At 73.5% G+C, this 16,466-nt stretch carries 12 protein-coding genes; 8 read left to right on the top strand and 4 right to left on the bottom strand.

Annotated elements, in window-relative coordinates:
• Nucleotides 1-108 precede the first annotated feature (108 nt).
• Nucleotides 109-825 carry a carbonic anhydrase gene (locus ACQEVC_RS00935; RefSeq protein WP_432872382.1) on the top strand — a complete coding sequence of 239 codons (717 nt, stop codon included), beginning with the start codon at nucleotides 109-111 and terminating at the stop codon, nucleotides 823-825.
• 154 nt (nucleotides 826-979) lie between these two features.
• On the opposite strand, the gene ACQEVC_RS00930 is transcribed toward ACQEVC_RS00935, so the two are convergent.
• Both ACQEVC_RS00930 and ACQEVC_RS00925 read right to left on the bottom strand, forming a co-directional pair.
• Nucleotides 980-3,922 carry a hypothetical protein gene (locus tag ACQEVC_RS00930; protein WP_432872380.1) on the bottom strand — a complete coding sequence of 981 codons (2,943 nt, stop codon included), beginning with the start codon at nucleotides 3,920-3,922 and terminating at the stop codon, nucleotides 980-982.
• Nucleotides 3,923-3,990: 68 nt separating this feature from the next.
• The gene (locus tag ACQEVC_RS00925; protein ID WP_432872379.1) at nucleotides 3,991-5,886 is read right to left on the bottom strand and encodes a M14 family metallopeptidase; all 1,896 of its coding nucleotides are present in this window, start codon (nucleotides 5,884-5,886) and stop codon (nucleotides 3,991-3,993) included.
• 439 nt (nucleotides 5,887-6,325) lie between these two features.
• Between ACQEVC_RS00925 and ACQEVC_RS00920 the strand changes: the two genes are divergently transcribed.
• Nucleotides 6,326-7,117: a maleylpyruvate isomerase family mycothiol-dependent enzyme gene (locus ACQEVC_RS00920; RefSeq protein WP_432872377.1), complete on the top strand. Its 792-nt coding sequence runs from the start codon at nucleotides 6,326-6,328 to the stop codon at nucleotides 7,115-7,117.
• Nucleotides 7,118-7,257: 140 nt separating this feature from the next.
• Here ACQEVC_RS00920 and ACQEVC_RS00915 read toward each other — a convergent pair whose 3' ends face one another.
• A complete protein-coding gene (locus ACQEVC_RS00915; RefSeq protein ID WP_432872374.1) occupies nucleotides 7,258-7,977 on the bottom strand; it encodes a siderophore-interacting protein in 720 nt (239 codons plus the stop codon).
• Between the two features lie 167 nt (nucleotides 7,978-8,144).
• Here ACQEVC_RS00915 and ACQEVC_RS00910 point away from each other — a divergent pair, with 167 nt between their 5' ends.
• From ACQEVC_RS00910 to ACQEVC_RS00890, 5 genes are all read left to right on the top strand, one after another.
• The gene (locus ACQEVC_RS00910) at nucleotides 8,145-8,753 is read left to right on the top strand and encodes a TetR/AcrR family transcriptional regulator (protein WP_432872372.1); all 609 of its coding nucleotides are present in this window, start codon (nucleotides 8,145-8,147) and stop codon (nucleotides 8,751-8,753) included.
• A 146-nt stretch (nucleotides 8,754-8,899) separates the two neighbouring features.
• Nucleotides 8,900-9,370, top strand: a complete 471-nt coding sequence (locus ACQEVC_RS00905) for a hypothetical protein (protein ID WP_432872370.1) — start codon at nucleotides 8,900-8,902, stop codon at nucleotides 9,368-9,370.
• Complete coding sequence (locus ACQEVC_RS00900; RefSeq protein WP_432872367.1) at nucleotides 9,363-10,286, top strand: alpha/beta fold hydrolase; 924 nt, start codon at nucleotides 9,363-9,365, stop codon at nucleotides 10,284-10,286. Before ACQEVC_RS00905 ends, ACQEVC_RS00900 begins: the two co-directional genes overlap by 8 nt.
• Nucleotides 10,287-10,389: 103 nt before the next feature.
• Nucleotides 10,390-10,758, top strand: coding sequence for a GntR family transcriptional regulator (locus ACQEVC_RS00895; RefSeq protein WP_432872365.1), 369 nt, complete (start codon nucleotides 10,390-10,392; stop codon nucleotides 10,756-10,758).
• Nucleotides 10,755-11,789, top strand: a complete 1,035-nt coding sequence (locus tag ACQEVC_RS00890; protein WP_432872362.1) for a hypothetical protein — start codon at nucleotides 10,755-10,757, stop codon at nucleotides 11,787-11,789. The genes ACQEVC_RS00895 and ACQEVC_RS00890 overlap by 4 nt, the downstream gene beginning before the upstream one ends.
• A gap of 53 nt (nucleotides 11,790-11,842) precedes the next feature.
• Here ACQEVC_RS00890 and ilvD read toward each other — a convergent pair whose 3' ends face one another.
• A complete protein-coding gene (gene ilvD, locus ACQEVC_RS00885) occupies nucleotides 11,843-13,690 on the bottom strand; it encodes a dihydroxy-acid dehydratase (RefSeq protein WP_432872360.1) in 1,848 nt (615 codons plus the stop codon).
• A 293-nt stretch (nucleotides 13,691-13,983) separates the two neighbouring features.
• Between ilvD and ACQEVC_RS00880 the strand changes: the two genes are divergently transcribed.
• On the top strand, nucleotides 13,984-16,302 hold the full coding sequence (locus ACQEVC_RS00880) for a putative bifunctional diguanylate cyclase/phosphodiesterase (RefSeq protein WP_432890927.1): 2,319 nt from the start codon (nucleotides 13,984-13,986) through the stop codon (nucleotides 16,300-16,302).
• Nucleotides 16,303-16,466: the final 164 nt, after the last annotated feature.

The following is a 16,466-nucleotide window of genomic DNA, read 5'->3' as shown; positions in this document are numbered from 1 at the left end:
TTCTGATGTGTGAGATCTGCGTCCTGTGTGGAGCGGGCCGGACAAGTGGCGCAGGCAACTCCCGGCGGTCATTCAGGTTCGGCGCCGGGCGACGTACGTTCCCGACTTGTGAAGATCTTTCCAGGCAAGTCGACCCTTTCCCGACGTTCGCTGCTGGCCGCCGGTGGACTGACCGCCGTCGGTTCCGTCGCCCTCGCCGGGTCGGCCGCCGCGCAGCCCTCCGGCGACGCGCCCGTCGACAACCCCCGGGCCGCCGTCGCCCGGCTGCTGGACGGCAACCGTCGCTTCGTCCAGGGCCGGGGGCGGCATCCGCACCAGTCCCCCCGGTACATCCGCGATCTCGCCGACGGGCAGGACCCGTTCGCGATCGTCGTCGGCTGCGCCGACTCGCGGGTACCCCCGGAGGTCCTCTTCGACCAGGGCCTCGGTGACCTGTTCGACAACCGGGTCGCCGGCAACATCGTCGACACCCTCATGCTCGGCAGCATCGAGTACGCCGTCGAGCACTTCGCCCCGCCGGTGCTGCTGGTCCTCGGCCACGAGCGGTGTGGTGCGGTCTCCGCCGCCGTGCAGACGATCGAGAGCGGTGGCACCGCCCCGGGCGCGATCCAGGCGATCGTCGAGGCGCTGCGTCCGGTCGTCGAGCCGCTGCTCGGCGGGCCGGGCGACGTGGTGGAGGCGTCGGTCCGGGCCAACGTACTGGCCCAGGCGCGGCACCTCGCCGAGGCCAGCGAGAACATCGGCGAGAAGGTGCACGCCGGTGAACTGGCGATCGTCGGCGCGCGGTACGACCTGGACAACGGCCGGGTCACGCTGGTCGACTGAAAACCCGTACCGGTGCGGCTCGGGCGTCCGGTGCCCACCCGGGCCGAGGTGACGCGGTCAGGACCGTCCCTGGTCCTGGCCGGCAAACGGCGCCGGCGCCCGCGCCGCCGCTGACGGCGGCGCGGGGGCGGCGCGGCGACCGCTCGGACCCGGACTATCGGTGCGGGCCGTTGGCCCGGGACCAGAGCGGGCCCCAGCCGCCGTCGGTCAGCCACGACGAGGGCAGCAGCAGCCCGTGTGCGGCGATCCGGTCCCAGAACCCGTCGGGTACGCCGCCCAGCTCGATCGCGTCGGGCCAGCCGGACTGCCAGCCCTCGTCCCGGAGCGACGACTGCGGAAAGCCCGGCACCCGCACCCGGCGACGCGGCACCACGACGGTCACGTCCGGAGTGGACGGCAGGGCGTGCGGGTTCCCGGCGGGCGGGCCGCCCCAGGAGGTCACCGCCAGCGCGGCTGCCCGGAGCAGTCCGAGGTGCGGCCGGGCACGTACCGCGTCGGCCAGCTCGGCGGCGTCCTGCCGGAGCAGGGTGCCCAGGGCGGCGCGCAGCCGCAGCGCGACCAGGTCGGCGGTACGGGCGACGGCGACCTGCCCGACCCGGGCCAGCGGCCGGAGCGAGCCGGGCAGCGGCGCGTCCACCAGCAGCGGGGCCAGCCGGTCCAGTGTGGGCGGTGCCGGGGCGCCGGGGCGGGACGGGGCCAGGGCCCGCACCGCGCGGGCCAGTGGGCGGTGCCCGCTCGCCTGCCACAGCGCGACCAGACCGGGTCCGGCCGGGTCGGCCAGGGTGGCCCGACAGGCCCGGGCGACGGCGGCCGGGGTGGCCCGGCGCAGCGCGGTGAGCGCGTCGTGCGGGTCGGACGCCGGTGTCGCCGGTGCGCCGGCCAACCAGGTTGCCAGGACCGCCAGCGTCTCGACCGCCCGTACGGCTTCCGGCTCGGCGACCGTCGCCGCCGTCAGTTCGTCCAGGCGGTGGCCGAGGTCACGCAGCACCCGTACGGCGGGTCGGGGCCGGGCGGCCCGGGCTGGCCGGTCGGAGGCGGTCTCGTCGTGCGGGCCCGCCCGGCGCGGCTGCGGGATCGCGCGCTCGGGCGGGGCGACGGCGCGGAGCCAGCTGGCGGTCCGGCGCAGCAGCACCGGATCGGGATCCTCGTTGAAGCGGGCCCGGATCTCTTCGAGCCGCCAGCCGCGCGCGCTCGGCCGCAGCTCGGCGTTGACCAGGATGCGGCCGTCCGGCGCGCGGAGGGCGATCAGCGCACTCCGGCCCCGGGTCGCGTCCTCGACGTAGTGCGGACCGGCGATGCAGTTGCCCATGTAGTGCGACCAGTCCGCCAACTGCCGGGCCGTCCGGGCCAGCTCGATCCGGGCGTCGGTGCCGGGCAGCACCGTACCGTCGAAGTGCTCGACCGGGGCCGGCACGGCGAAGGCGGCGGTCAGCGCGGTGGCGATGGTGGCGTCGTCGACCAGCCCGGCGACCAGTTCCGGCCAGCTCCGGCAGCGGGGCGGTACCTTCGCACCGAGGTCCACCAACTGTGCGGCGCCGGCCACGGCGAGCGGGATGGACTGCGACCGGGGCACCAGGGGCTCGTCCGGCGGTGCCGGATCGGTGTCGGCGGTCGGGCCGAGCCGGTGCGGGGAGATCACGGCGTGCGGGTGGCCGTTGAGCTGGGCGAGCGCGTCGGCGAGTTCGGCGTACCAGAACAGGTCGCCGATGGTCTCGACCTCGGCCACCGGGCGGTGCGGTGCGGCGCGCAGCCGGTCGGCCAGCGCTGGGAGCGGCGGCTCCGCACCGAGGATCGGCTGCTGGTCCCAGCGCTCGGCCCGGCCCGGCGACAGGTAGCCCACCCGGTCCCGCCATACGGTCAGTGGCGTGCCGGCCCAACCGGCGAGCTGTTCCCGGAGCGAGACCGAGTCCTCGCCGACGAGCGAGCCGACGAGGTCGTCGACGGCGTCCAGCACCACCCGGCCGTAGTCGCGGGCCCGGGCCAACCGCTGCCCGAGGTAGCTCGCCGCCCGGGAGTCGAGCGGCTCGCCGAGCCGGTTCCGGGCGAGGATGTCCCGCAGGTACGACCCAGGGCGGGCCGGGATGCCGGTGAGGCCGGCGCTCCGCCGGGCCGACAGCGACGCCTCGGCCCGGGACAGTTCGGCGGCCGCCGCCTCGATCTCGTGCCGGTGTCCGGCCAGGGCGGCGTCGAGGCCGCGGTCGACCGCAGCGACCGCGACCCGGGCCAGCACCGTCGCCGCCAGCGCGTCCCGGAGCACCCGGGTTGCTCGGGTCAGCCAGTATCCGGCCGACGGCTGCCACAGCGCGGCCCGCAGCACCGTCGGCTCGGGCCCCAACTCCCGGCGCAGCCGCAGGGTCAGCTCCTCCTCCTCGTACCGCCGGTAGCGCGCGGTCAGGTCGGCGGTGCGATCCTGCCGGCCCTGCGAGGCGCGCAGCCGCTCCCGGCGGAGCCGGGTCGAACCGTCGGCGCAGACCCGCTGCCACAGGTCGGTCAGCAGGGCGAGGCGGCGTGGCCGGGGCACCTCCCGGAGTACCCGGGTGAGCTGCCCACCCACCACCGACGGCAGCCCGCCCGGGAACGGGTCGACCCCGTCCGGTGCCCGCAGTTCCAGTACCCGGACGAGCTGTTCCGGTCCGAGTACGTCGCTCGCCGCGACCGCGAAACGCAGCACCGGCCACCGGCCCTCGTCGAGTACGGCCTGCGCGGCGGCGCCGAGCGGCTTCGTCGCGTCCGGGCCGAAGAGCGCGACGAGTACCGCCCGCCGGTCGCCGAGCCCGCCGGCCAGCCCCGGCACCATGAGGGCGGCGAGTACGGCGTCCCGCCGGTCTCCGGCGGCACCCTCGGCGCGGGCCGAGCGGAACCCGTACCCGAGGTCGACGCCGGCTCCGGCGGCCAGCGGGCCACCGGCGGCGAGCAGCCGGGTGAGTTCCGCGATTGCCCGGTCGGCGGCCTCCGGCCCGGCCGAGCGGGGTCCGAGCACGACCGGACTGCCGGGGACGGCTTCCCCGTCCGGGTCGACGGCCCGACCCCGTGGACCGGGGGCCCAGATCCGCCGGTCCGGTCCGGGCACCACCCCGCCCGACAGCCGCAACGTCACGAGTTCATGATGCTGCCGCTGTCCAACCCATTTACCGGTCCCGGATTACGCCCGATGACGTGCACCGGTCAGCGCAGCCGTGCCGGTGCGGAGTCGAGTCCACCCCGGACGCTGACCGCCCGTACCGTGACCGACTCTGCCTCGCCCTTGCTCACCCGCAGCGTCACCCGCTGCTTCTTCCCGCCGTCCAGGAAGAACTGCGGAGCCTCGCCGACCAGCCGCGCGCCCTGCACCTCGACGGTGTCCGGAGCCACGATCTTGACTTCCTTCGCCTGCTCCAGCGCGGTGGGGATCCGGCCGGTGTTGGTGACGGTGGCGGTGATCTCGTGCGTCGCACCGTCGCTCTGCCCGTCCCGGAGCTTGCGCACACCGACCTGCGAGAGCGCCACCTGCGGCAGCGACTCGGTCAGGTAGATGTTGAACCGGGCCTGGTTCGCCGCCCACTGCCCGATCAGGTCCGGCGAGGGGTTCTGCGCCCAGAACTTCGGGTTGATCCCGCCGACCTCGACCGCGCCGAGCAACGGGTGCTGGATCTTGGTCCAGGGCAGGAAGCAGTTGGTCCGCCGGTTCTCGGCGCACCACCGCGACCGCTCCCAGTCGGCGAACCGCTGGTCTTTGTCGTAGTCGACGAAGTCGCCGCCGTTCCAGATCTCGTCGCCGTACCAGACGGCGCCGTACTGGAAGTAGCCGAAGTCCGGGCCGTGCCCGAAGAGTGCTGCCGGGTCGCCGCCGTTGCGGGTGGCGTAGTCGATGTAGACGCTGCCGGAGTACCGGTAGCCGGTGAAGCCGACGCCGGCCCGGTCGAAGTGCTCGTAGAGCTTGCGGTCGCCGGTGTACATGCACTCGACCGGGTCGCAGGTCGACGGGCCGCGCAGGTGCATCGGCACCCGGGTGTCCATGCTGTTCACCGCGCCGATGTTGGTGTGCGACATCAGCCAGGTGTAGACGTGCCGGGTCTCCGGCTCCGACAGCGGGTACTCGCCGGCTCCGACCTGGGTGAGGTTCCGGCCGGTCTCGTCGTAGCCGGGCATGACATGCCAGTTGTACGGGTAGTTCCGGTGCAGGTCGAGTCCGCCGACGCCGTCCTCGTTGTCCCGGCCGTCGCCGTCGTTGTCGACCCCCTCGGAGAACATCAGGTAGTCGCCGTTGCCGGCACCGACGCTGCGCATCACGACCTTGGCCGGATCGCGGTCGTCGACCACGTGGGTGCCCTTGCCGGCGCCCACGTACTGCCGTAGCTGACCGAGGTAGCCGTCGCCGTTGAGGTCCTCGCCGGGGTCCTCGTCGAGCTTGCCGTCCGCGTCGTTGTCGGTCGGCCGGACCGACGAGCGGTTGGTCTGGGCGGTGTAGAGGTAGAGGTTGTGCCCGTCCGGGTTGTTGACCGGCCGGATGTAGACGGTCTTCTCGTCGAGGATCCGGTCCACCTGGCGGTCCCGGCCGGCCCGGCTGATCAGGTGGTGCGCCAGCCAGAGCGAGCTTTCGGCCGAGGAGACCTCGCCGGAGTGCCGGTTGCCCTCGAAGAACGCGGCCGGCTTGTCGGTGTCCTTACCGGTCGACTTGTCGGTGATGGTGAGCTGGTAGATCGGCTCGCCGCTGAAGCTCTCGCCGACGATGTAGAGGTCGACGATGTCCGGCCGCTGGTGCGCCCACTTCTTCAGCCACCACTCGATCTCGATCCCGGTGTGGAAGTGGTCGAAGTCCAGCTCGCCCGGCTTCTTCGGCTGCACCTGCGGATACCGTACGACGGCGAAGGTGCTCTCCCCGTCCCGCTCCCCGGCGACGGTGATGGTCGGGGTGGTCGGGGTGACGCTGCCGGGGAACGGTCCCGGGTCCGCCGCCGGCTGCAACCCGATCGTGTACGTCGGCGCCGCCGACAGTTCGGCGTCGTCGAGCGGGACCGGATCGCCGGTGCCCCACAGCGGCGTACTGGCCAGCACGACGGCGGCGCCCGCCAGCAGGGTCACCAGCTTCGAGGTTGGCCGTCGGGAGGTTCGGGGTACGGGCGGCGGGATCGCCTCGCCGGCAGCGGGTCGGTCGGGTGAGGGTCGGGTGATCTCGGAGCCCACGGTAGATCTCCTGTCGTCACTTCGGTGACGGCCCTGCCGGGTCGGCAGGGTTAGTCACTTCCCGTGTCGGGGGCGCCACCCAACGTGTACTCACTGGTGATCATGCTAATCGAGGTGTGTGCCGGTGTAAATATCCGGTGCTGGTGACGAGGGTGGACCGGGCCATTCCGGGCTATCGCCGGCCCGGACGCATCACCGGCTGCGGACTGATCATCCTTGCCAGCCCGGCGGGTTCGCCGAGTGGGTCGGCGGCCGGCCGGGGCCAGCGGGCATGATGGGCGGGTGTCGCGCCGGCCGATCCGGAGCCGGCGACGTACAACCCGGGAGACAGGAAGACATGGCCACTACCGCCGACACGACCATCGCCGCCCTCCGCTCGGGCCACGACGAACTCGCGGCACTGGTCCGCGATCTTGGCCCGTCCGACCTGACCCGGCCGTCCGGGGCCAGCGAGTGGCAGGTGTCGCAGGTGCTCAGCCATCTCGGCAGCGGTGCCGAGATCAACGAGGCCACCCTCGACGTGGCGCTGGGCGGTCGCCCCACGCTGGAGGCCGACTTCAACAAGCAGGTCTGGGCCCGGTGGGACGCGATGACCCCGATCGAGCACGCGGAGGGCTTTCTGGAGGCCAACCGCCGGCTCGTCGAGCGGTACGAGTCGCTGGACGCGGCCACCCGGTCCAGCGTGCGGATCGACCTCGGTTTCCTGCCCGAGCCGGTCGACTTGGCGACCGCGGCCGGGATGCGGCTCAGCGAGTTCGCCCTGCACGAGTGGGACGTGGAGGTCGCCTTCAACCGGTACGCGACGGTGGCGCCGGAGGCGGTGCCGCTGCTGCTCGACCGGCTCGGCGGCCTGCTCGGCTGGATCGGCCGGCCGGACGAGGTCGGCGACCGGCCGGTGGAGCTGGCGCTGCGGCTGACCGACCCGGACCGGTCCCTGGGGCTGCGGCTGACCGACCGGGTCGAGCTGGTGGAACGGCCGGAGCAGCCGGCCGGCGAGATCAGCGGACCGGCCGAGGCGTTCCTGCGGTTGGCCGCCGGCCGGCTGTCGCCGGAGCACACGCCCGACACGCTGACCGTGACCGGCCCGCTCGGCCTGGACGATCTGCGCCGGGTCTTCCCCGGCTACTGACCGGCACGGTCCACCTGGTCGGCACAGTTTCACCTGGCCGGCACAGTTTCACCCGATCGGTCCGGGCGGCGGTCGGGCGGAATCCCCGGTTCACCCGGCCGGTCCGGGCGGCGGTCGGGCGGAATCCCCGGCCCGGGTCCTCAGTCGAGGCCCCGCCGCCCCGGGGCCCAGAACGGCTTCACCACGATCTGGCGCCGGGACCAGCCCCGGTCCCGGACCAGATGGTCCCGGACGGCCTGGCAGGTGCGGGCCTCGCCGGCCAGGTAGGCGGTGCCCGGCTCGCCGGGCAGGTCGAGTGCGCGCACCGCCGAAAGCAGCGTCCCGCTGTCGGCCGGGTCGGCGTCGCCCCGGTACACCCAGTGGAGTTGCCGCCCGGCGGGCAGCGGCACCTCTCCGCCGGGGCGGTCGGTGACCAGCACGCCGTACGCCGGAGTCCGGGCGGGCAGCGCCCGCAGCATGGCCCCGAAGGCGACGGCGGCGGTCTCGTCGCCGACGAACAGGTGGTACGCCGACTCCCGCAGGGTCAGCCGGCCCTCGGGACGGGACAGGCTGATCGGCTGCCCCGGCCGGGCGTTGCGCCCCCAGGACGCCCCCGGCCCGTCGCCGTGGTCGAGTACGCCGAGGTCGAGGCTGCCCCGGTCGCGGTCCAGCGCCCAGACCGAGTAGCTGCGCCGGGCGTCTCCGGGGCGGCGCAGCCAGTCGCGCGGCGGCGTGACGTTGACCCGTACGTGCTGGCCGGGGAGCCACGGGACGGTCCGGAGGCGGTCGCCGGTGAGGCGCAGCCGGCGCATCCGGTGGGTCACCGGCTCCACCTCTTCCACGACGCCAGACAGGAAGAGCAGGTCGGCCGGGCTTTTCATCTCGATCCTCTCTGGCCGCTCCGGAACGGGACCGGCGGTGACCGGATGGATGGGCTGTACGAGGCATGGTCGGCGACCGTTGATTGACCGACCGTCGGTCGGTAACGGTGGACCCAACCTACCGACCGCTGGTCGGTTGTCAAGGGCCGGCGCTAGGCTCCGGCGCTATGAGCGGCACCAGAGCGAGAGCACGGCGGCCCCGCGCGGCCCGGGCGCCGGCCGAACGACCGGCACAGATCCTGGACGCGGCGGCCCGGGTGCTGCTCCGGGACGGTCTCGACGCGACCATTGACGGCATCGCCGCCGAAGCCGGCCTCGGCAAGGGGACCGTCTACGAGTACTTCGGTTCCAAGGCGCAGGTCTTCACCGCGTTGCGGAACCGCTGCAACGAGCAGATCCTGGCCGCCGGTGCCGCGGCGGTCTCGGCCGGACCGGCCGCACCGGCCCTCGACCGGGTACGCCGGTTCGTCGCCGGGATGCTGGAGTTCGGGGTGTCGAACGCCGCGCTGATCGGGTTGCTGTTCCACGAGGCCGGCATCGAGGAGCGCGACGAACTCGGGCCGATCCGGGCCGGCCTGCTGGACCTGGTCGCGCAGGGGGTGCGCGGCGGTGAGCTGGCGGTCGAGGATCCGGCCTTCACGGTCGAGTTCCTGCTACACGGGCTGCACGGGGTGATGGAGAGTGCCCTGGTGGACGGCCTGGACGCCGGCCCGCTGCTCGACCGGGTGGACGGGGTGCTCGTCGCGCTGCTCAATCCGGTCCGCGCCCAGACCTGACCGTCGTCGTCCACCGGACCGGCCGTCGGCGACCGGGCCGGCCACCAAGTACTTGACAGTGCCCGTCAAGTACTTGACAGTGCCCGTCAAGTACTTGACAGTGCCCGTCAAGTACTTGACACTGAACGTCAAGTGAGGAGGGTGGCATGCCGCCGACCCATGACGAACTCGTCGAGCAACTCCTCCGGACGATGGACGTCCGGTTGCTCGATCCGCTGGAGATCCTGCTGGACGGGGACGACGTGGTCGACGCGCTGCGTGCGGTGGTGCGGGTTCGGGCCGAGGCGTGGGCGCACCGGCTGGTCGACGGCGACGACCGGGAGGCGGTCGGCACCGCGATGCGGGTCGTCTCGACGCTCTATCCCGGCGACGGTCCGTTCGAGCCTCCGCTCGACTGGTGGCGCAGCCCGCTGGGCCAGGTCGTCGCGCGCCGGGTCGGGCACCCCACCGCCGGTTCGGTGACGTACGCGGTGGCCGGGGCGATGCTCGGGATCACCCGGCAGGGCGTCCACGACCTGGTCAACCGGGGAAAGCTGGTCCGTCATCCGGAAGGCGGTGTGCTGCCCTCCTCCGTCCGCGACCGGCTACTGGAGGAAGGACGGCCCCGCCGTGTCTGAACTATCTGCCAACTCCGAAATATCCATCGACTCCGGCCCGGTGCCGATCGTCGCCCGGGACTTCGGCGGCTCCGGCGCCCCGATGCTGCTGCTGCACGGCGCCGGCGGCAACCTCGTCACCATGACCGGGCTGGCCGAGGCGCTGCGCCCGGCGCATCGGGTGGTCGCGGTGGACCTGCGCGGGCACGGCCGCTCCGGCGACGGCCCGTGGAAGTGGGACGAGGTGCTCGACGACCTCGCTGCCGTCGTCGACGAGCGGGAGCTGACCCGTCCGTCGGTGGTCGGCATGTCGCTGGGCGGCATGCTCGCCAGCCTCTGGGCGGCCCGCCACCCCGACTGCCCCGGCGCGGTCAGCCTGGACGGCAATCCCACGCCGAGCCGGCCGGAGGACCTCGCCGGCCTGGAGCCGGACCGGGCGGCGGCCGAACTCGCCCGGCTCCGCCAGGTCTTCGCCGGGATGTCCGCCGCGACGGCCCGGCCGCTCACCGCCGAGCAGGTCGCGGCGGCGGTCGCCGGACAGCGGGCCATGGCCCGGCAGTACGGCTCCGCCGAGGAGATCTGGGTGGAGGCGTTCCGGCGCAACCTGGTGCCGGCGGACGGCGACGCGAGCCGGCTGCGTCCCGATCCGGGGCTGACCGAGGAACTGCGACTGGCCATGGAGTCGCTGGACCTCGTCCCGGTCTACCGCGACGTCCGTTGTCCGCTGTTGCTGGTGCTGGCCACTGCGGACATGCCCGAACAGCGCCCCTTCCACGACCTGTACGCCGCGCACCGGCGTCGGGTTCTGGAACGGCTGGCGGCGGTCCGGGACAACCCGTGGCTGGAGGTGCGCGAACTCGACGGCGCCAGCCACGCCATGGTCGCCGAGCGCCCGGGCGAACTGGCCGAACTGATCACCCGGTTCCTTCGCCGGTAACGCGCCCGCTCCCGTCCGGACAGGGCACGAACGGTCCCGTGCGTGGCTTGAGCCCGGCGTAGGTGCTTGCGGATAGTGCCACTTGTTCTAGTAGAATACGAACATGTTGTTTCGAGTGGCACCGGGCAGCGGCGTACCGCTGACCGAGCAGATCGCCGGCAGCGTGCGCCGGGCACTGACCGACGGCGCACTCAGCCCGGGAGACCGGCTGCCGGCCGCGCGGGAGTTGGCCGGCACGCTCGACGTGAACATGCACACCGTGCTCCGGGCGTACGCGGCGCTGCGCGAGGAGGGGCTGATCGAGCTTCGCCGAGGCCGGGGCGCGGTGGTGACCGGGCAGATCCCGCACGAGCGGGCCCGGGTGATCGAGTCGGTACGGGAGTTTGTGACGGCTGCCCGCCGCGCCGGTGTCGGCCTGGACGAGGCCGTCGCGCTGCTGCGGCAGCAGTATTCGAGAGAGGTGAGCGCATGAGGAGCGTCCGGTGGACGATTGGCAGCGGTCTGCTGCCCGCGGCCCTGGTCGGCGGTGCGGCGGCGGTGACGCTGGCCTGGCGGAGCCGCCTCCCGGAGAGCCTGCCCAACTCCGGCGGAGTCGGTGACCGGCCGATGCTCAGCACGGTCGGTGTCGACACCCTGGCCGGAGTGCTGCTCGGCTCCGCACTCGCGGTCTGGGTGACCGGGTTGCTGGTCTTCGCGCTGACCCGCCGGATCTCCGGTACCGGGCGGCACTGGCTTCGGCTCGGCGCCCAGGTCGCGGTGAACGGCACCGCCGCGGCCAGCGGCACCGTGCTGCTGATGATGCTCGGTGCCGCACTGGACGCGCCGACGGCCGCCGACGTACGCCTCTCCTGGGGTTACTTCGCCGCGCTGATGGCGCTGCCGATGGTGGCCGCGGCGGTCGCCGGGCTGCTGGCGTACCTGCTGGCCGGGGCGGCGCCCCCGGCGTCACCCGGCACCGGGTCCCCGACCCTCGCCCGGGCGGCGGCCGGGCGCGACGTCCCGGAGCAGACCGTCGCGGCGGGGCCGGTGCTGGCGGCCGGAGGCGACGAGCGGCTGCTCTGGTGGGAGTTCCGGGCGCTGCGCCCGGTGCTCTGGACGACCGGGGCGCTGGCCCTCACCGGGGTGCTGATGGTCGCCGTCCTGGTGCCGCTGGTCGGCGTGGTCGGCTGGGCCGGTGCCGCACCGGCGGTGTCGGCCCTGGCGATGGTGCCGTTCACCCGCTACCGCCTGGTCATCGACGGCGAGGCGGTCCGGGTGGCGATCGGCCCGCTGCGACGGCGGGTGCCGATCTCCGCCATCGCGGCCGCCGAGGCGGACCACCTGGCGGTGGAGGACTGGCTGCTCCGCGGCATGCTGCGCGGTGCCACCGCCCGCGACCTGCCGCTGCTGCCCGGCCCGGCGCTGGCGCTCCGGCTGACCGACGGCAGCCGCCGGCTGGTCACCTGCCGGGACGTGCCGACCGCGGTGGCGATGGTGAACACCCTGCGGGCCCGCCAGGCCTGACGCGGCGGCGAGCGTGGGTCACCCCGTCGGGGCGCCCGCGCTCGCCGCCGTGCTCACTCCGGGACGCGCCGGTAGGCGCCGTCGCTGGCCGAGGTCGCCATCGAGGCGTACGCGCGCAACGCGGCGGAGACCGGCCGCTCCCGGTCCACCGGCGTGTACGGCCGCTCCCGCTTCTCCTGCGCGATCCGGCGCGCCTCCAGCACCTCCGGGGTCACCGCCAGTTCGATGTTCCGGGCCGGGATGTCGATGACGATCTCGTCGCCCTCCTCGACCAGCGCGATCAGCCCGCCGCCGGCCGCCTCGGGGGAGACGTGTCCGATGGAGAGCCCGGAGGTGCCGCCGGAGAACCGGCCGTCGGTGATCAGCGCGCACTCCCGGCCGAGGCCGCGTCCCTTCAGGAACGAGGTGGGGTAGAGCATCTCCTGCATCCCCGGCCCGCCCTTCGGACCCTCGTACCGGATCACCACCACGTCACCGGCGACGACCCGCTTGCCGAGGATCGCGTCGACGGCGGCCTCCTGCGACTCGTAGACCTTGGCCGGACCCCGGAAGGTGAGGCAGTCGGCGGGCACCCCGGCGGTCTTCACCACCGCACCCTCCGGGGCGAGGTTGCCGTGCAGGATGGCCAGCCCGCCGTCGGCGGTGTAGGCGTGCGCCCGGTCCCGGATGCAGCCCTCGGCCGCGTCGGTGTCCAGCGTGGACCAGCGGTTGGCGGTGGAGAACGGCTCGGTGGTGCGTACCCCGCCGGGGGCGGCGTGGAACAGCTCGATCGCCTCCCGGCTCGCCTTGCCGCTCCGGATGTCCCAGTCGGCCAGCCAGCCGTCCAGGTCGGCCGAGTGCACCGCGTGTACGTCCCGGCGCAGCAGCCCGGCCCGGTCCAGCTCACCGAGGATCGCCGGGATGCCGCCGGCCCGGTGCACGTCCTCCATGTGGTATTTCGGCGAGTTCGGGGCGACCTTGGCCAGGCAGGGCACCCGGCGGGAGATCTCGTCGATGTCGGCGACGCCGAAGTCCAGCTCCGCCTCCCGGGCCGCGGCCAGCAGGTGCAGCACCGTGTTGGTGGAGCCGCCCATCGCCACGTCCAGGGCGACGGCGTTCTCGAAAGCGGCCCGGGAGGCGATCGACCGGGGCAGTACCGAGGCGTCGTCGTCGGCGTACCAGCGGTTGGCGATCTCCACGACGAGCCGCCCGGCCCGCTCGAAGAGCGCCTTGCGGGCGGCGTGGGTGGCCAGCACCGAGCCGTTGCCGGGCAGTGCCAGGCCGATCGCCTCGGTGAGGCAGTTCATCGAGTTGGCGGTGAACATGCCGGAGCAGGAGCCGCAGGTGGGGCAGGCGGAGCGCTCGATCGCGCCGAGCTGGTCGTCGGTGACCGCGTCGTTGGACGAGGCGATCATCGCGTCGATCAGGTCGATCTTGTCGTGCACGATGCCCTCGATCGCCACCGTCTTGCCGGCCTCCATCGGGCCGCCGGAGACGAAGACCGTCGGGATGTTCAGCCGGAGCGCGGCGAGCAGCATCCCGGGTGTGATCTTGTCGCAGTTGGAGATGCAGACCAGGGCGTCCGCGCAGTGCGCGTTGACCATGTATTCGACCGCGTCGGCGATCAGCTCGCGGCTGGGCAGCGAGTAGAGCATCCCGCCGTGCCCCATCGCGATGCCGTCGTCGACCGCGATGGTGTTGAACTCCCGGCCGACACCGCCGGCCTCCGCCACCGCGTCCGCGACCAGCCCGCCGAGGTCCTTGAGGTGGACGTGCCCCGGTACGAACTGGGTGAAGCTGTTCGCGATGGCGACGATCGGCTTGCCGAAGTCGTCGTCGGTCATCCCGGTAGCCCGCCACAGCGCGCGGGCGCCGGCCATCGTCCGGCCGTGTGTGGAGGTCTTCGACCGCAGGTCAGGCATTCGACCAGTGTGGCACTTCGGGCCGCGCTCCGCCGCCTTCGCGGTCCGCCGGGTCCAGCCAGCGGGACGCCGGCGGGGCCCGACCCGGCCAGCCTCCGCCGGAGCGGGCCGGCTCGATCTGGCCCGATGATCCCGGTGATGCCCGAATGGGCGGTCTGTGCCTCTGATCGAGGAACCGGCGCGCGCTCCCCCATGGAGTGCGGTCGATCCGGCAGAGTGAACCCGTGCAACTCCTCTCCGGTGCGCCGGTCCTCGCCGTGGCGACCGGTCTCGCATCCTGCTGCGGGCCGGTCATGCTGGCGTTGTCGGCGCACCGGCACACCGGTGCGCGCCGGTTCGGGCACTGGCTGCTCGCGATCGGTGGCGCGCTCGCGGCGGCCAGCGCCGCACTGGGACTGTTCGCGCTGGTCACCATGACCGAGCACTGGCAGCACGAGCAGGCCCAGCGCGGCGGCCTGGCGACCCTGATCGCGGCCGGGATGGCGGTCAGCGGGGCGCTGCTCTGCGCCGGTCTGCTCCGGTTGCCCGGCGTCGCCGAGACGCCCGCCGCGGCGCTCCGGCTGGTGCTGGACGGGCTGGTGATCGGGGCGGCGCTCTGGTTCGTCGGCTGGGTGCTGCTCACCGACCCGACCCGGGTGCTCGGCGACCTCACCCCGATCGGCTGCCTGGCCATCCTGGTGGCCACCGTCACGGCGGCGGTGGCGGTCGGGCTGACCTTCATCGTCGGCGCCCGGGCGCGGGCGCCCCGGCGCGGGCTGCTGCTGGCCGGTACCGGCGTGACCGTGGTGACCGGGTCCGGGCTGGCCATCTCGGCCGGGATCTGTCAGGCCGGTCCGGTGGTCGCGCTGGTCGGGGCGGTGCTGCTGCCGTTCGGCCTGCTGATGGTCGCGCTGGCCGGCCGGGCACCCGACCCGGCGGGCGGGCCGGACGGCGACGTCATCCGGCGCGGCACCTACGCCGTGCTGCCGATGATGGCGATGGCCGTCTCCGCCGTCTACCACCTGCTGGTCGGCGGTACCTTCACGATCCTGGCGGTGGTGGCCGGCATCGTCGAGGGCTTCGGCCTGGTCGCCCGGCAATACCTGGCGCTGGCCGACGTACGGGCCTACGCCGGTCGGCTCGCCGAGCGGGAGGCGCACTTCCGGGAACTGGCGCACACCGACCCGCTGACCGGGCTGGCCAACCGCCGGGGGCTGCTCCGGGCGGTGCAGCAGCAGGCCGACTCGGAGACGCCCTGGGTGCTGCTCGGGCTCGACCTGGACGGCTTCAAGAACGTCAACGACATGCGGGGGCACGACGTCGGCGACGCGGTGCTGATCGAGGTGGGCCAGCGGCTGAAGAGCAACCTACGCCCCGGCGACCTGGCCGCGCGGCTCGGCGGCGACGAGTTCGCCGTGCTGATGCGTGCCCGGCCCGCCGAGGCGCAGCGGATCGCGCAGCGGCTGCTCGGGGTGGTCGGTTCGGCGTACCGGCACGAGGCCGGGTCGGTCTTCCTGTCGGTCAGCATCGGGGTGGCGGACAGCGCCGACGCCGGTGACGTGGAGACCCTGCTGCGCAACGCCGACCTGGCCCTGCGGTACGCCAAGCAGCGCGGCAAGAACCGCGTCGAGCGGTACGACGTGGCCTACGACAACCTGCTGCGCCGGCGTACCACGCTGGAGCACGAGCTGCGCGGCGCGATCGAGCGGGACGAGCTGCACCTCGCGTTCCAGCCGGTGGTGGCGGTCCCGTCGGTCCGGCCGGTCGGCGCCGAGGCGCTGCTCCGCTGGCACCATCCCGAGCTGGGCAACGTCGGCCCGGACGAGTTCATCCCGCTCGCCGAGGAGTGCGGGATGATCGCCAAGCTCGGTGCCTGGGTACTGCACCGGGCCTGCCACCAGCTCTCCCTCTGGCTGGCGGCCGGGCACGACGTCTGGGTGTCGGTCAACGTGTCGCCCCGGGAACTGCACGCTCCGGAGTACGTCCTCCAGGTCACCGAGGCGCTGCGCGCGCACCGGGTGCCGCCGCAGCGGCTGGTGCTGGAGGTGACCGAGCACGCCGTGGCGACCGACCTGGACGAGCTGATCCGCCGGCTCCGGACACTGCGGCTGACCGGGGTACGCATCGCGCTGGACGACTTCGGCGCCGGATATTCGTCACTGGGCCAGCTCCGCCGGCTGCCGATCGACATCCTCAAGATCGACCACAGCCTGGTCGCCGGCCCGGAGCCGATCCGGCCACCGGACGGCCGGGCCTTCGCCCCGATGGTGGACGTGGTGATGCGGCTCGGCCACCAGCTCGGGCTGGAGGTGATCGCCGAGGGGGTGACCAACCGGACCGAACTCGCCGCCGTGGTCGAGGCGGGCTGCCGGTTCGGGCAGGGCCAGCTCTTCGGCTGGGGGGTGCCGGCCGAGCACCTGGAGGCGATGCTGGAGGCGGCCAGCCCGCCCGAGGGGAGCGGATCGGAGTCCCGCCCGCAGGGCGACGCCGGCACGTCCACCTCCCGGATCGGCGGCAACAACCGCAGCGCGCCCCGGCAGCGCAGGCCCAGCGACGGGCCGGCGGACCCGAAAGCCGAAAGTGCCCAAAATGCGGGATCAGTTGACTCATCGCGTGAGATGCGTCAGGCTTAGCCGCATGTCTGCGACCAGGTCCTTCCGAGTACTTATCTGAGCGCACTCTCGACTCCCGAGAGTGCGCAGGCCCCGTGCATCAGCACGAGGGCCGTTTTTATTGGCCACGTATCCCGCGCTGGCGGCGCAGTCGCCCCGGTTGGCGTACCACTCCTGCCGGTTTG

This window comes from Plantactinospora sp. CA-294935 (genome assembly GCF_050936445.1).
Classification (GTDB): Bacteria; Actinomycetota; Actinomycetes; order Mycobacteriales; family Micromonosporaceae; genus Plantactinospora.
The sequence above is the reverse complement of the archived record's forward strand: the minus strand, read 5'-3'. Positions and strand labels throughout refer to the sequence as shown.

Coding starts and splice junctions, on each gene's coding strand:
- ACQEVC_RS00920 (WP_432872377.1), top strand. CDS start 6,326: ATGGCCACTACCGCCGACACGACCATCGCCGCCCTCCGCTCGGGCCAC.
- ACQEVC_RS00915 (WP_432872374.1), bottom strand. CDS start 7,977: ATGAAAAGCCCGGCCGACCTGCTCTTCCTGTCTGGCGTCGTGGAAGAG.
- ACQEVC_RS00910 (WP_432872372.1), top strand. CDS start 8,145: ATGAGCGGCACCAGAGCGAGAGCACGGCGGCCCCGCGCGGCCCGGGCG.
- ACQEVC_RS00905 (WP_432872370.1), top strand. CDS start 8,900: ATGCCGCCGACCCATGACGAACTCGTCGAGCAACTCCTCCGGACGATG.
- ACQEVC_RS00895 (WP_432872365.1), top strand. CDS start 10,390: ATGTTGTTTCGAGTGGCACCGGGCAGCGGCGTACCGCTGACCGAGCAG.
- ACQEVC_RS00890 (WP_432872362.1), top strand. CDS start 10,755: ATGAGGAGCGTCCGGTGGACGATTGGCAGCGGTCTGCTGCCCGCGGCC.
- ilvD (WP_432872360.1), bottom strand. CDS start 13,690: ATGCCTGACCTGCGGTCGAAGACCTCCACACACGGCCGGACGATGGCC.
- ACQEVC_RS00880 (WP_432890927.1), top strand. CDS start 13,984: ATGCTGGCGTTGTCGGCGCACCGGCACACCGGTGCGCGCCGGTTCGGG.